The sequence below is a fragment of the Achromobacter sp. JD-1 genome (assembly GCF_038594925.1).
Classification (GTDB): domain Bacteria; phylum Pseudomonadota; class Gammaproteobacteria; order Burkholderiales; family Burkholderiaceae_B; genus Achromobacter; species Achromobacter spanius_C.
Window position 1 is genome coordinate 13,686 of record NZ_JBCGCS010000032.1, and the last position, 12,874, is coordinate 26,559.

The 12,874-nt window shown below is 64.3% G+C and carries 13 protein-coding genes; 5 read left to right on the plus strand and 8 right to left on the minus strand.

The window, feature by feature from the left end; translation table 11 throughout:
- Nucleotides 1–59 precede the first annotated feature (59 nt).
- Nucleotides 60–1,256, plus strand: coding sequence for a M20 aminoacylase family protein (locus WBR68_RS29145; protein WP_050449977.1), 1,197 nt, complete (start codon nt 60–62; stop codon nt 1,254–1,256).
- A gap of 3 nt (nt 1,257–1,259) precedes the next feature.
- Here WBR68_RS29145 and WBR68_RS29150 read toward each other — a convergent pair whose 3' ends face one another.
- Complete coding sequence (locus tag WBR68_RS29150) at nt 1,260–2,153, minus strand: LysR family transcriptional regulator (RefSeq protein ID WP_050449976.1); 894 nt, start codon at nt 2,151–2,153, stop codon at nt 1,260–1,262.
- A 118-nt stretch (nt 2,154–2,271) separates the two neighbouring features.
- Between WBR68_RS29150 and WBR68_RS29155 the strand changes: the two genes are divergently transcribed.
- The 4 genes from WBR68_RS29155 (at nt 2,272) to pagP (ending at nt 6,080) form a co-directional block, all read left to right on the plus strand.
- Nucleotides 2,272–3,366, plus strand: coding sequence for a YeiH family protein (locus WBR68_RS29155; protein ID WP_050449975.1), 1,095 nt, complete (start codon nt 2,272–2,274; stop codon nt 3,364–3,366).
- Nucleotides 3,367–3,471: 105 nt separating this feature from the next.
- Nucleotides 3,472–3,882 (plus strand): acyl-CoA thioesterase, encoded by a 411-nt coding sequence (locus WBR68_RS29160; RefSeq protein WP_050449974.1) that lies wholly within the window; start codon nt 3,472–3,474, stop codon nt 3,880–3,882.
- 10 nt (nt 3,883–3,892) lie between these two features.
- Nucleotides 3,893–5,365, plus strand: a complete 1,473-nt coding sequence (gene mgtE / locus WBR68_RS29165) for a magnesium transporter (RefSeq protein WP_127183468.1) — start codon at nt 3,893–3,895, stop codon at nt 5,363–5,365.
- Between the two features lie 160 nt (nt 5,366–5,525).
- Entirely contained in the window at nt 5,526–6,080 is a 555-nt protein-coding gene (gene pagP / locus WBR68_RS29170) for a lipid IV(A) palmitoyltransferase PagP (protein WP_230695984.1), read from the plus strand.
- A gap of 22 nt (nt 6,081–6,102) precedes the next feature.
- Here the strand turns inward: pagP and WBR68_RS29175 are convergent, their stop codons facing one another.
- The 7 genes from WBR68_RS29175 to WBR68_RS29205 all read right to left on the minus strand — a co-directional run bounded on the left by WBR68_RS29175 (nt 6,103) and on the right by WBR68_RS29205 (nt 12,871).
- Complete coding sequence (locus tag WBR68_RS29175; protein WP_050449971.1) at nt 6,103–6,714, minus strand: gamma-glutamylcyclotransferase; 612 nt, start codon at nt 6,712–6,714, stop codon at nt 6,103–6,105.
- A 160-nt stretch (nt 6,715–6,874) separates the two neighbouring features.
- Nucleotides 6,875–7,333, minus strand: a complete 459-nt coding sequence (locus tag WBR68_RS29180) for an Lrp/AsnC family transcriptional regulator (protein WP_006226278.1) — start codon at nt 7,331–7,333, stop codon at nt 6,875–6,877.
- Between the two features lie 87 nt (nt 7,334–7,420).
- Nucleotides 7,421–8,203, minus strand: a complete 783-nt coding sequence (locus WBR68_RS29185; RefSeq protein WP_050449981.1) for an SDR family oxidoreductase — start codon at nt 8,201–8,203, stop codon at nt 7,421–7,423.
- A gap of 154 nt (nt 8,204–8,357) precedes the next feature.
- Entirely contained in the window at nt 8,358–10,052 is a 1,695-nt protein-coding gene (locus WBR68_RS29190) for a thiamine pyrophosphate-binding protein (protein ID WP_127183465.1), read from the minus strand.
- 59 nt (nt 10,053–10,111) lie between these two features.
- Nucleotides 10,112–11,098, minus strand: coding sequence for a tripartite tricarboxylate transporter substrate binding protein (locus WBR68_RS29195; protein ID WP_050449969.1), 987 nt, complete (start codon nt 11,096–11,098; stop codon nt 10,112–10,114).
- Nucleotides 11,095–11,850: a GntR family transcriptional regulator gene (locus WBR68_RS29200; RefSeq protein WP_127183464.1), complete on the minus strand. Its 756-nt coding sequence runs from the start codon at nt 11,848–11,850 to the stop codon at nt 11,095–11,097. The genes WBR68_RS29195 and WBR68_RS29200 overlap by 4 nt, the downstream gene beginning before the upstream one ends.
- 301 nt (nt 11,851–12,151) lie before the next feature.
- The gene (locus WBR68_RS29205; protein ID WP_050449967.1) at nt 12,152–12,871 is read right to left on the minus strand and encodes a VOC family protein; all 720 of its coding nucleotides are present in this window, start codon (nt 12,869–12,871) and stop codon (nt 12,152–12,154) included.
- Nucleotides 12,872–12,874 lie beyond the last annotated feature (3 nt).

The window sequence follows — 12,874 nt, forward strand, 5'->3', positions numbered from 1 at the left end:
AACAGATTTTTGATTGATGATAACCTTGTTGCGTTCCCTTTTTCCGCCCCCCTTCTCCCATGAAACTGCTCGAACCCATCGTCGCCTGGCACCAGGATATTTCGAAGATCCGCCGCGACATCCACGCGCATCCCGAATTGGCCTTCGAAGAATTCCGCACCGCTGACGTGGTGGCGGCCAAGCTTGAAGAATGGGGCATCGAGATTGATCGCGGCCTGGGTGGTACGGGCGTGGTCGGCATCATTCGCGGCAAGCTGCCTGGTGATCGCGCGGTGGGCCTGCGCGCCGACATGGACGCGCTGCCCATGCAAGAGGTCAACAGCTTCGCGCACGCCAGCAAGAACGAAGGCAAGATGCACGCCTGCGGCCACGACGGCCATACCGCCATGCTGCTGGCGGCGGCGCAATACCTGTCCCAGCATCGCGATTACGCGGGCACCGTGTATGTGATTTTCCAGCCGGCCGAAGAAGGCGGCGGCGGCGCCAAGCGCATGATCGACGACGGCTTGTTCAAGCGTTTTCCCATGGAAGCGGTGTTCGGCATGCACAACTGGCCCGGCATGAAGCCCGGCCAGTTCGGCCTGACCGCCGGCCCCATCATGGCGTCCAGCAACGAATTTTCGATCGTCGTCAAAGGCAAGGGTACGCATGCGGGCATGCCCAACCTGGGCATCGACCCCGTCATGGCGGCGGTGCAGTTGGCGCAATCGCTGCAGACCATCATCACGCGCAACCGCAATCCGCTGGATGCCGCGGTGCTCAGCATTACCCAGATCCACGCGGGCAGCGCCGACAACGTGGTGCCCAACCACGCGGAATTGCGCGGCACCGTGCGTACGTTCACGCTGGACGTGCTGGACCTGATCGAACGCCGTATGGAAGAGATCACGCGGCACACCTGCGCGGCCATGGATTGCGAAGTGGAGTTCACGTTCCAGCGCAACTATCCGCCCACCATCAACCACGCCGAAGAAGCCGCGTTCTGCGCCGACGTGCTGCGCGACATCGTCGGTGACGCCAACGTCAACGACCACGTGCAACCGACCATGGGCGCGGAAGACTTTGCGTTCATGCTGCAGGAACTGCCGGGCTGCTATGTCTGGATCGGCAACGGCACCGGCGAACACCGCGATAGCGGCCACGGCCTGGGCCCCTGCATGCTGCACAACGGCAGCTACGACTTCAACGACGAGCTGCTGCCCCTGGGCGGCACGTACTGGGTCCAACTTGCCTTGAAGCGCCTGGCCAAGGCCTGAGCGCTACCCGCCGTCTCCCGCCCCGACCGCCAGGCACATCGCCAGAAAGCGTTCGGCGGCGCGGGCGGCGGCATCGGCGTGCGGCACCAGAATGCTCAGCGTGCGAGTCAGCGGCCTGGGCAGCAGACGCAACGCCGCCAAGGCGCCGTCTTCGTGCCGCATCGACATCACCGACACAAACCCCACCCCCAGCCCCGCGCGCACCGCCTGCTTCACGCCTTCCACGCCCGCCAGTTCCAAACCCACGGACGGGGTCAGCCCGGCATCGGCAAACGCGCGCTCGACCAGCCGGCGCACCCCCGAGCCCGGCTCGCGCATCACCAGCGGCGACGCCGCCAAGTCCCGCAAGGTCACCGCCCCCTTGGCTGCCAGCGCATGGTCGGCCCGCACAATCGCCACCACCTCGTCCTGACGCCAGGCATGCACGGCCGTGTCCGACGGCAAGCCTGACGGCACATCGCCTTCAATAAACGCCAGGTCCAGCGCGGGCAGGCGCTCGACGATTTCGCGGGTATTGCCGTCTGACAGGTGCAGGCTGACCGCCGGAAACGCCGAGCGAAAATCCGCCACCAGGCGCGGCAACAGGTAGCTGGCGGGCGTGGTGCTGGCGCCCAGGCGCAAGACGCCCGTTTCCAAGCCACGCCAGGATTCCCGAACCGCCTGGGCCTGCCGGTAGACCTGCCGCAATTGCCGGGCCTGCTCTGCCAAGCGCTCGCCCGCCTCGGTCAGGACGATGCCGTGGCCACTGCGGCGATACAAGGGTTCGCCAAACCAGTCCTGCAGCGCGCGCAGTTGGCCCGACACGGCGGGCTGGGACAAATTCAGCACTTGCGCGGCGCGGCTGATATTGCCCGTGTCGGCCACGCAGGCAAACGACAGCAACTGGTCAGGTGTCATAGCAGCTTCTTTCGATATCAGAATTCTTGATATTACATATTCAAAATCAAGATTTTTCAAATAACGAGGTCAGATCTAATATTTCGAGAAGTTATTTAGATATACCCCAAGAGCCGTCATGAGCACCTCAACCAGCACCGCCGTTCCCCTTCCTCCCTCAGCGCCCGCCCCGTCGGTTGCTGCCGCCCCCGCCACGGCCACCCCGTGGCGTGACAAGCTCAACGGCGTATTGTTTGTCGGGCTGATGGCCGCCGCCGTAATGCAGTTGGCCGACCTGCCCGTCATCCGCCAGTTGGGCTTTTCGCCCCTGGTGGTGGGCATTGTCTGCGGCATGCTGTACGGCAACTTCCTGCGCGGCACGATGCCGGCTGACTGGGGCGTGGGCGTCAACTTCACCGCGCGGCGCCTGCTGCGCATTGCCGTGGCCTTCTACGGCCTGAACATCAGCATTCAGCAGATCGCGGCCGTGGGCTTGCCGGGCCTGGCCGTGTCGGTGGCGGTGGTGTTGGGCACCTTGCTGATCGGCACCGTCGTCGGGCAACGCATTCTGGGCCTGGACCGCGATACCGCCATGCTGACCGCCGCGGGCAGCGCCATCTGCGGCGCGGCCGCCGTACTGGCGTTCGAGCCCACACTGCGGGCCGCCCCCCATAAAAGTGCCGTCGCCGTGGCCACCGTGGTGCTGTTCGGCACGCTGTCCATGTTTCTGTACCCCATCCTGTATCACGCAGGCTGGCTCGGCCTGGACACCCAGGCCTTGGGCATCTATATCGGCGGCACCATCCATGAAGTGGCTCAAGTCGTAGGGGCCGCCAGCAATATCGACCCGGCCACCACCGAAGTCGCCACCATCGTCAAGATGACCCGCGTGGCGCTGCTGGTGCCGGTGTTGCTGGTGCTGGGCATGTATCTGCGCAGCGCGGCCAGCCAGGCGGGCGGTCAGGCCAAGGGTGGCAAGCTGCCGATTCCCTGGTTTGCCGTCGGCTTCCTGGTGCTGGCCATCATCAATTCGCTGAACATCATTCCCGCCGACGCCATTGCCGCCATCCGCCGCCTGGACATCTTTGCCCTGACCATGGCCATGACGGCGCTCGGCATCGAAACGCGCTTTGCGCAGATCAAGAAAGCGGGCCCCCGCGTGATGGCCCTGGGCCTGATTCTGTACGCCTGGCTGTTGGTTGGCGGCTACGGGATCGTGAAGTTGGCCACCTGATTTCCAAGCCGTCGCGGCAAAGCGCCGCGACGGCTTGCGCCACGCACGCCGCTGTCTCGTTTTTCCTGCATAATCGGCTGATTCCCATGCATTGGAGTCGGCCGCATGACCTCCAGCCCCAAATCCCCGTTTACGACTTTGCCCGCCAATCGCGACGCGGTGTTGCGCGTCATGCCGATGCCGGCCGACGCGAATATCCACGGGGACGTTTTTGGCGGCTGGATCATGGCCCAGGTCGACATCGCCGGGTCCATTCCCGCCGCGCGCCGCGCCGCGGGACGGGTCGCCACCGTGGCGGTCAACGCCTTCCAGTTCAAAGAGCCCGTATTCGTGGGCGACCTGCTCAGCTTCTACGCAGCCATCGTCAAAACCGGCACCACGTCTGTCACGGTGTCGGTCGAGGTTTACGCGGAACGCCAGCGCCTGGACGCCGAAGTCGTCAAGGTCACCGAGGCCACCCTGACCTACGTCGCCACCGACGAAGCACGGCGCAGCCGCCCCCTTCCTACTCTTTGAGCCGTAACGCATGACGCAGTCCGCCGCCGCGCAGAAACCGCCCGCGACGCCCCGCCGCCTCGACCCGGAAGACGCACAGACCGCCCTGGCCGAAGTGCAGGAATGCCTGCGCCGCCAGCAACTGGTGGCCGACCTGGTGCACCGCCAGGAAGAAGGCGACGCCAAGGCCACGCTGGTCGAAGACCTGGTTCACCGCCAGCACGAAGCCGAACTCAAGACGCTGCTGGACGGCCTGCATCCGGCCGACATCGCCTTCATCCTGGAATCGCTGCCCAAGGATGAACGCCAGGCCATCTGGAAGCTGGTCAGCCCCGAGCACGACGCCGACGTGCTGCTGGAAGTGGAAGACTGGGTGCGGGAATCGCTGATTGAAGCGATGGACCGCCAGGACCTGGTTGCCGCCACCGGCAGCATGGACGCCGATGAACTCGCCGACCTGGCGCCCGACCTGCCGCCCGACGTGGTGGCCGAAGTACAAAAAGGCCTGACCGAAGAAGAACGCGCGCAGCTGCTGGAAGCCATGGGCTATCCGGAAGACAGCGTGGGCGCCATCATGGACTTTGAAATGGTCCGGGTGCGCGAAGATGTCACCTTGGAAGTGGTGCTGCGCTATCTGCGCCGCTTGCACGAACTGCCCGACCACACCGACCAGATTTTCGTGGTGGACCGCCAAGACAAGCTGCAAGGCATCCTGCCGCTGTCGCGCCTTCTGGTCAGCGAACCGGAAACCGAAGTGCGCGCCGTCATGAACGCCGACTTCCTGACGCTGAACCCGCTGGATTCCGACGCCGACGCGGCAGGCGCCTTCGAACGTTACGACCTGGTTTCCGCCCCCGTGATGGACGACCAGGGTCGCCTGATCGGGCGCGTCACCATCGCCGATGTGGTGGACGTGATGCGCGAAGACTCCCAGGAACAAGCCCTGTCGCGCGCGGGTCTGCAAGAAGAAGACATCTTCGCGCCCGTCACCACCGCGCTGCGCAACCGCGCGCCGTGGCTGCTGCTCAACCTCTGCACCGCCGCCACGGCATCCTTCGTGGCATCGCGGTTCGAAGGCACGGTCAGCCACATCGTGATCCTGGCTTTCCTGATGTCGATCGTGGCCGGCATCGGCGGCAACTCCGGCAACCAGACCATGACGCTGATCATCCGGGCGCTTGCCATGGGCCGGATCACGGGCCGCAACCTGTGGCAACTGGTCAAGCGCGAATTGTTCGTGACCTTGCTGGTGGGCCTGTGCGGCAGCCTGGTGGCCGCCTTGTTCGCCTGGGTGATCTCGCGCTCGATCTCGATTGCGCTAGTGATGATGGCGGCGATGATCTGCAACATGCTGGTCGGCGCCTCGGTGGGCGTGCTGGTGCCGATGGTGCGCGCGCGCTTCGGCAAGGACCCCGCCATGGGCTCATCGGTGCTGCTGACCTTCGCCACCGACTCGCTGGGGTTTTTCATCTTCCTGGGGCTGGCCACCATCTTCCTGCTGTAGCACGGCCACCACAGAAAATTCTTGATTTCGCGTTTGCCTGACCGCCCCTTTCCTGGGGCCAGGGCCACGAACGCCGTTTGATGAAAGCGTACTGACAGGGACCGAGCGATGACAACATGTACAGTCATGAGCTTGTCATTTTCATCCGTCTGTACCCGTAATGATCACCGCATTTCGAGCAGCCCTTCTTGGCCTGCTGCTCTGGACTTTCACCGCCGCCGCGCAAGCCTGTGAAAGCATGCCCTCCTGGGCACAGTCCGCTTGCAATCGCCTTGACCAGATCTGGACCGAAGGCGGCAACGACCTCTACGTTTCCGGCTATGCCTGGCACAACCGCGCCATGTACAGCAAAGAAAAAATCGACAGCTTCAACGAGCTGGCGTGGGGCGCCGGCTATGGCCGCAGCATCTACGACGAAGACGGCGACTGGCAGGGCCTGTATGCCGTGGCGTTCCTGGATTCGCACAGCAAGGTCGAACCGATTGCCGGCTATGGCTTCCTGAAAATAGGCCGAGTCAGCGAGAACTTTCGCCTGGGCGCGGGCTACACGGTGTTCCTGACCGCGCGGCACGACATCATGAGCTACGTGCCATTTCCCGGCATCCTGCCGCTGGTGGGCGCCGGCTACAAAGACGCCATGTTCTACGCGACCTACATTCCCGGCTCAAGCGGCGCGGGCAACGTCCTGTATATGTTCGGACGCTGGCACTTCTAAACCTAAGGCGCAGGGCCAACACTCAGAACGCCTGGCCCAGCTTGCGCACCAGATCACCCAGCCGCCAATCGTCGATACCGTGCGCGCGCAAGGCGCGTTCGGTCTCCACCACATAGTCCAGGCAAGGCCCCGACTGGCCGACGGCATTGCGCACGGATGCGATCAAGCGGTCGTCACTCAGGTCGGCGGCGTACTCATCGCAGGCGCGATTCAGCAGGAAGACCAGGCCACGCACCGGGGCGACCTCGGTATGGCAAGCGAGCCAACGGGGGGTGTAGGCCCCGGTGACCATTTCGCGGCGCCACAGCGCCTGGAACACATCGGGCACATCGGCCGCCGCGATCTGATACGCCACGCCCCGGCAGCAACCGCCCCGGTTCAAGCCGAAGACCAAGCCAGGGTTGTCTGGCGAGCCGCGATGATCGTGCGACCACAGGCACAACGACCGGTGATAGCCGCGCACCGTCGCCAGGCGGCGCTCGCGCCACGCAAAACCGGGATGCCAGATCAGGGACCCGTAGGCGAACACCCATAGGTCGTCGACGCCGTTCCAGTCGGCCAGCAGGTCGTCCACCGATCGCGCTTGCCGCGCTTTTGCCAAACCGGCACAGCCGGCGGGTACTGCGAACGACATAGGGTCCTCTGATATCCCGATTCATTCCCTGATGGGAACGAGAGATATCCTACGCCGCACACTGCGCAAAAGCATTGCGAGATAGGCCTTGCGCAACACGCCGAAAGAAATTTGCATCCGCCGTAGCGGCGCGCAACGAAAAAAATTTGCGCGACCGCCGCTATACCGCGTCCAGCGGCAATTCGGTGGTGCTTTTGATGATTTCCATCGAGAAGCTGGCGCTGACGTCCAGCAGATCCACCGCGCCGATCAGCCGACGGTAGAAGCGGTCATACGCCGCCATGTCCTCGACCACCACCTTGAGCAGGTAATCGATATCGCCCGCCATGCGGTGGAATTCCACCACATTCGGCAAGGCCATGACGGCGTTGATCAGGCTTTGCGTCCACTTTTCGTTGTGCTGGCTGGTCTTGATGGACACGAACACCGTCAGGTTCAGGCCCAGCGCACGCGGGTCCAGCAAGATGGCGTTGCGCGCGATAACGCCGTCATCCTTCAGCTTCTGAATGCGGCGCCAGCATGGCGTCACCGACAGGTTCACCTGTTCGGCAATTTCAGCGACCGAGCAGGTAGCGTCCTTCTGCAGCAACGCCAATATCTTGATGTCGGTCTGGTCCATGAGTTTTTCTCGAACACAATGGAAGGCAATCTTGCCCGTTAGTCCGGTCGCCGTCCAGCCGGAAGCAGCCGCCGCGTGTCGCTGGTTTCAGTACGTGCCGGGGTAGCCGCCACCATCTATCAAGAGGCTTTGCGCCGTCATGTAGCCGGCTTGCGCCGAACAGAGATAGGCACACAAGGCGCCCACTTCTTCCGGCTGGCCAAAGCGCCCCGCCGGGTTGGCGCTCCCGCGTTCTTGCCACAGTTGGTCGAAGGTCTTGTCCGACGATTGCGCCAGCATGCCCTGTACGTGCCGGACCTGGGCGTCGGTGGCGAAGGCGCCCGGCAGCAGGTTGTTGATGGTGACGTTGTGGCGCACCGTCTGCCGCGCCAGGCCGCCCACGAAGCCGATCAAACCTGAACGCGCCCCATTCGACAGGCCCAGCTCGGCGTGCGGCGCCTTCACGCTGCGCGACACGATATTCACGATGCGGCCAAAGCGCCGCTCCACCATGCCATCCACCACGCGCCGGATCATGTCGATGGGCCCCAGCATCATGGCGTCCAACGATGCGATCCAGTCCTCACGCGTCCAATCCCGGAAATCGCCGGGCAGCGGGCCATCGGCGTTGTTGATCAGGATGTCGGGTTGCGGGCACGCGGCCATGGCCGCATCGCGGCCGTGCTCCTGGGTCAGATCGGCCGACACCCATCCCACGCCGATGCCGGCGTCCTTGGAAATCTCGGCCGCGGCTTGCGCAAGCGTCTCGGGATTGCGCGCGGCGATGGTCACCGCCACACCCTCGCGCGCCAGTTGCAGCGCACACGCGCGGCCCATGCCGCGGCTGCCGCCGAACACCAAGGCCGTCTTGCCACTGATCCCCAGATCCATGCCCGATTCCCCTTTGACGTGTTGCAAGCCACGCGGCAACGCCGCGCCAAAGCGGATCAGTATAGGACCGGCTGCCAACACCTTGGACCAAAAATAAGAGGCCCCGAAGGGCCTCTTGCGTTGACTGCGTGGTCAATGCACCGTCAAGCGCGCATCAGCCCATCCACTGGCTGACCGGGGCCGCCGTATCCTGCAGCGGCTGCGCCACCACGTCGATCAGCGCCGGGCCATCGTGTTCCATGGCGGCCTTGATGGCGTCGTCCAGCTTGGCCGGATCTTCCACGCGCCATGCCTTCACGCCATAGGCTTCGGCAATGCGGGCATGGTCGGTGCGGTTGAAGTCCACGCTGTAGTAGCGCTGGTCGTAGCCCGCCTTCTGGCTGGCCTTGATCCAGCCGTAGACCGAATTCGAAAACACGATCAACAGCAACGGTGCCTTGTGGCGCACGATGGTTTCCAGTTCGCCGACGGTGAAGCCGAAGCTGCCGTCGCCCATCACCGACACGCACTTGGACTGCGGCCGGCCAACCCAGGCGCCCAACGCGGCCGACATGGAAAAGCCCAGCGCACCGTGTGCACGGTTGGTGATGAAGTGGCGGCCGGGGCGCGACACATCGTAATAGGCCGAGAAATACGGGCAAGGCGTGCCCGGGTCGGCGCACACCACTGCATCGTCGGGCAGCAAGCGGTTCAGCGATTGCACCACGCGCTCGGGGCGGATCGGCGTTTCAAGGCTGTTGGCCAGCGGCTCCAGTTGCGCCAGGCGCGCGGCCTTCGCACGGCCGGCCAGCACCGCGCCGTCCACCGCGTCCGAATTGCGATGTGCCAGGCGCGCCTGCACTTCGGCGCCCAAGGCTTCCAGCGCCAGCTTCGCGTCGCCCACCAGGCCGACTTCGGTCAGATAGTTGGCGCCGATCACCATGGGATCGATGTCGATGTGCAGGATGGGCACGTCGCGGTTCGGGAAGCGCCAATGTTCCGTGGATGTGGAGCCAGCCCGGCAACCCACGAACAGCACCACGTCGGCCGCGGCCACCACGTCGCGGGTGGCCATCACGCCACCGTTGGAGCCCACCACGCCCGCATTCAGCGGATGCGTGTCGGCCAGGCTGCCTTGTCCGCTGACGGTCACACACACCGCCGCCTTCAAGCTTTCCGCCAGTTCCTGCAAGGCGCCGCTGGCCCCGGCGATGACCACGCCGCCGCCGCAGATGATCACCGGCGCACGCGCACCGATCAGGCGCTGCGCGGCACGCGCCACATCCGCGGGATCCGGAGCAAAACGCATGGCCGGGAAGCGGGCGTGTTCGGGCTGCGCCCAGATATCGGACGCATCCACCTGCTGCTTCATCACGTCATACGGAAAGCACAGGTGCGCGGCGCCCGGCTTGCCGGTGGTCATGGCGCGGAATGCCGCGCGCACCATGCCGGGAATCTGGTCCGCGCGGTCAATCGTGCGGTTCCACTTGGTCAGCGGACGGTACAGCGCTTCCTGGTCCAGTTCAGTCAGGGGGTATTTCCCGCGTGACCCGACGGCTACGTCCGAGGTGATGCCCAACACAGGAATCGAGGACTCATTGGCTTCGACCAGGCCGGGCAACAGATAGGTGGCGCCGCCACCGCTGGGGCCTTCGCACACGCCAACCTTGCCGGTGACGCGGGCGTAGGCGTCCGCCATGTACCCCGCGCTACGTTCGTCGCGGGTCAGGATGTGCTGCATGCCGTGGTCCAGGCGGTACAGCGCATCGTAAAACGGCAGGCTGGTGTCGCCGCACAGGCCAAAAATATGTTTGACGCCGTTGTGCTGCAGCATCCGCACCATGGCTTCGGCGCCGTTCAGGTTTTCCATGTCATCTCCACGTGATTCGCCCACAGGGCCGGACGGCGCACCGTCCGGCCAACCGTCGCTCAGTTATCCAGATTGATGTTGTTCTTCTTGATGAAGGCGCTCCACCGGTCATATTCCGATTTCACGTAGGCATCCAGCGCCGGGCCATCCGAGGCCACGATCTCGAAGCCCGCTTCCGTCACCTTCTTCTTGATCTCCGGGTCGGCCAATACCGCCTTGAAGTCGGCGGTCAGCTTTTTCACCGTTGCCTCGGGCGTGCCCTTCGGTGCGAACATGCCGCTCCACGAATAGGCGACAAAGCCGGGGAAGCCCGACTCTTCCACCGTAGGCACGTTGGGCAGTTCCGGCAGGCGCTTCTCGCCCGCCACTGCCAGCGCCTTGATCTTGCCGGCCTGGATCTGCCCGCGCAGCGCCGCGAAGCTCAGCCAGGTCATATTGGCCTGCCCGCCCACCACGGCTTGAATGGCCGGCCCGCCGCCGCCATACGGCACATGCAGCAGCTCCACCTTCGACAAGCGCTTGAGTTCTTCCGGCGCCAGATGGTTCAGCGAACCGACCCCGGTGGAGGCGTAGTTGAACTTGTTGGGCGATTCCTTCGCGGCCACCGCCAGGAACTCCTTCAGGTTATCCCCGGGCACGCTGGGGTTGGCGCCAATGACCAGCGGAAAGCGCACGGTCTGCGAAATGGCGACAAAGTCCTTGAAGGTGTCGTAAGGCAGTTTGGGCTTCACGGCGGGGTTGATGCCGTGGTTGTCAAAGCTGACCAAGAGCGTGCTGCCATCGGGCTCGGCGCGCGCCACGAAGGCAGTGGCGATCTGGCTGGCGGCGCCGGGGCGGTTTTCCACGATCACCGTGCGCCCGCCCATTTGCTGCGACAGGCGCGGCTGCAGAATGCGCGCCAGGATGTCGGTGCTGCCGCCCGGCGGGTACGGCACTACCAGCACCAACGGCCGTTCCTCGGCGGCGGCGGGTGCGGCGACAAAGGCGCCCCCCGCGGCTGCCAGCGTGCATAGGCCCGCCAAAATACGCTTCATCGTGTGATTCATTGTTTTTCCCCTGCTGTTGTGGTGTTGGCCGTCGCTACCGTGGCGGGTTCGGCCTGGTCCCGCATGTAAATCGTTGAAAATCCGGTGCGAATCACGTCGGTGATCTGGTCCAGGCGGCGCCCGATATGCGCGCCGATCAGCGCGGGCAAGGCGTCCATGTCGCGCTGTTCCAGCGCCTGGACGATACGCAGGTGTTCGCCCTGCGTGTGGCTGCGTCGGCCCTGCTGCATGTCGATCCAACGCACGAAATGGATGCGGGCATTTACGCTTTCCAGCGCACGCACAAATTCTTCATTACGAGACAGGCGCGCCAGATTCAGGTGAAAGGCTTCGTCCAAATCCAGCAGGCGCGTGGCGTCGCTGTCTTCCGGTTCGTCGCGAGACCGTTCCACGAATTGGCGCAGTTGGGCCAATTCCTCGTCGCTGGCACGTTCGCAGGCGGCCCGCACGATACCGGCCTCGAGCACCGCCCGGTATTCGTACAAGCTGTGGATCTGCTTGGCGTCCAGCAAGCGCGCGATAAAACCACGGTTCACCGAACGAGTCAGGAAGCCCTCGACCATCAATTGGTTCAGCACTTCGCGCAGCGGCGTCCGGCTGACGTTCAAGCGCCGCGCCAGGTCCACTTCATTGATGCGCTCGCCCGGCTTGAAATCAAACCGCACCGCCATCGCCTTGACCGCGCCGTACAACTCGGCCTGCCCAGCGGAGGTGCGCGGGGCCGGGCGGGGGGCAGGAGAAGGCGGCGTCATGGCTGGTCGAATTGGCGTGAAAGATCAGCGGGGATGAAGTGCATACTAAAGTGCATACACTTTTCAACGCAAGCAGGGTTTGCCCCATGGGGAAAGGGGATGCCGCCGCGATGGCAATTGGCCGTAGGATGGGTGCAGCGCGAAAAAATTGATAAAAAGAAAGCCGGTATAGAACGCGCGAAACCCATCAAGCAGCCGCTGCGCTATGGCTGACTCCGCTAAGGATTCGATCGCTGCTTGATGGGTTTCGCGCGTTGTGATGTCGGGGTTCTAGCGGCGGGATTCGCGCGCTGCACCCATCCTACGACCCGGTGTCCAGGGTGTAGTGGGCGCCGTCGCGGTTTTCCAGGGTCAACGTGGACAGTGCGGGGGTGGGCGACGTGTCATCCTGTTGCACGTGGATGCGCAGGTTGGCCAAGGGAACGTCCCAGCCGCCCTCGGCGGCTTCCGCGCTGACATCCGCCACCAGCGCCAGGCGTTCGGCCACGGCACGGGCATCTGCCGCGCGGGCGTCAATGCGCATCAGGCTGCGAGCGCCATTGGGATGCGCCATCAATTCCGGTGACCAGACACACTCGGGTGTCAGGTGACGACAGAAATACATGCGGATGCCGGGCAAAGGCTGCTCGGCAAAGCGCACGGTGTGGAAGCGGGCCTGCACTTCCTGACCGTCCAGCATCGCCGGGCGCGTCAGTTCCTGTACCGGGTTCACCGCAAAGCCGGCCGCCTTCAGGCGTTCATAGGTCGCATCCGCGTCATACGTGCGGAACACCAGCGCCTCCAGGCCAAACGGAGAATCGGCGATTTCCTTGCGGGCTGGCGGGGCGCCCGTGGGCCACCCCAGCAGCTCGACATACGTGCCTTCCAGCACGATCAGGCGATTGCACGACCCCAGGTTATGCACCGCTTTGTCGCTCAGGTGAAACCCCTGGCGCTCGAAATGCGGGGCCAGCGCATCCAGCCGATCGCGCACCATCACGACGGCGTGGTCGAATTCGGTACGGCCGACGGAATGCAGCATGGC

Bases quoted from the DNA above. Each gene is read 5' to 3' on its own strand.
- WBR68_RS29205 (WP_050449967.1), bottom strand. From the start codon at position 12,871: ATGCTGCATTCCGTCGGCCGTACCGAATTCGACCACGCCGTCGTGATG.
- WBR68_RS29145 (WP_050449977.1), top strand. From the start codon at position 60: ATGAAACTGCTCGAACCCATCGTCGCCTGGCACCAGGATATTTCGAAG.
- WBR68_RS29190 (WP_127183465.1), bottom strand. From the start codon at position 10,052: ATGGAAAACCTGAACGGCGCCGAAGCCATGGTGCGGATGCTGCAGCAC.
- WBR68_RS29160 (WP_050449974.1), top strand. From the start codon at position 3,472: ATGACCTCCAGCCCCAAATCCCCGTTTACGACTTTGCCCGCCAATCGC.
- WBR68_RS29175 (WP_050449971.1), bottom strand. From the start codon at position 6,714: ATGTCGTTCGCAGTACCCGCCGGCTGTGCCGGTTTGGCAAAAGCGCGG.
- WBR68_RS29150 (WP_050449976.1), bottom strand. From the start codon at position 2,153: ATGACACCTGACCAGTTGCTGTCGTTTGCCTGCGTGGCCGACACGGGC.
- WBR68_RS29195 (WP_050449969.1), bottom strand. From the start codon at position 11,098: ATGAATCACACGATGAAGCGTATTTTGGCGGGCCTATGCACGCTGGCA.
- WBR68_RS29155 (WP_050449975.1), top strand. From the start codon at position 2,272: ATGAGCACCTCAACCAGCACCGCCGTTCCCCTTCCTCCCTCAGCGCCC.
- WBR68_RS29185 (WP_050449981.1), bottom strand. From the start codon at position 8,203: ATGGATCTGGGGATCAGTGGCAAGACGGCCTTGGTGTTCGGCGGCAGC.
- mgtE (WP_127183468.1), top strand. From the start codon at position 3,893: ATGACGCAGTCCGCCGCCGCGCAGAAACCGCCCGCGACGCCCCGCCGC.
- WBR68_RS29200 (WP_127183464.1), bottom strand. From the start codon at position 11,850: ATGACGCCGCCTTCTCCTGCCCCCCGCCCGGCCCCGCGCACCTCCGCT.
- WBR68_RS29180 (WP_006226278.1), bottom strand. From the start codon at position 7,333: ATGGACCAGACCGACATCAAGATATTGGCGTTGCTGCAGAAGGACGCT.
- pagP (WP_230695984.1), top strand. From the start codon at position 5,526: ATGATCACCGCATTTCGAGCAGCCCTTCTTGGCCTGCTGCTCTGGACT.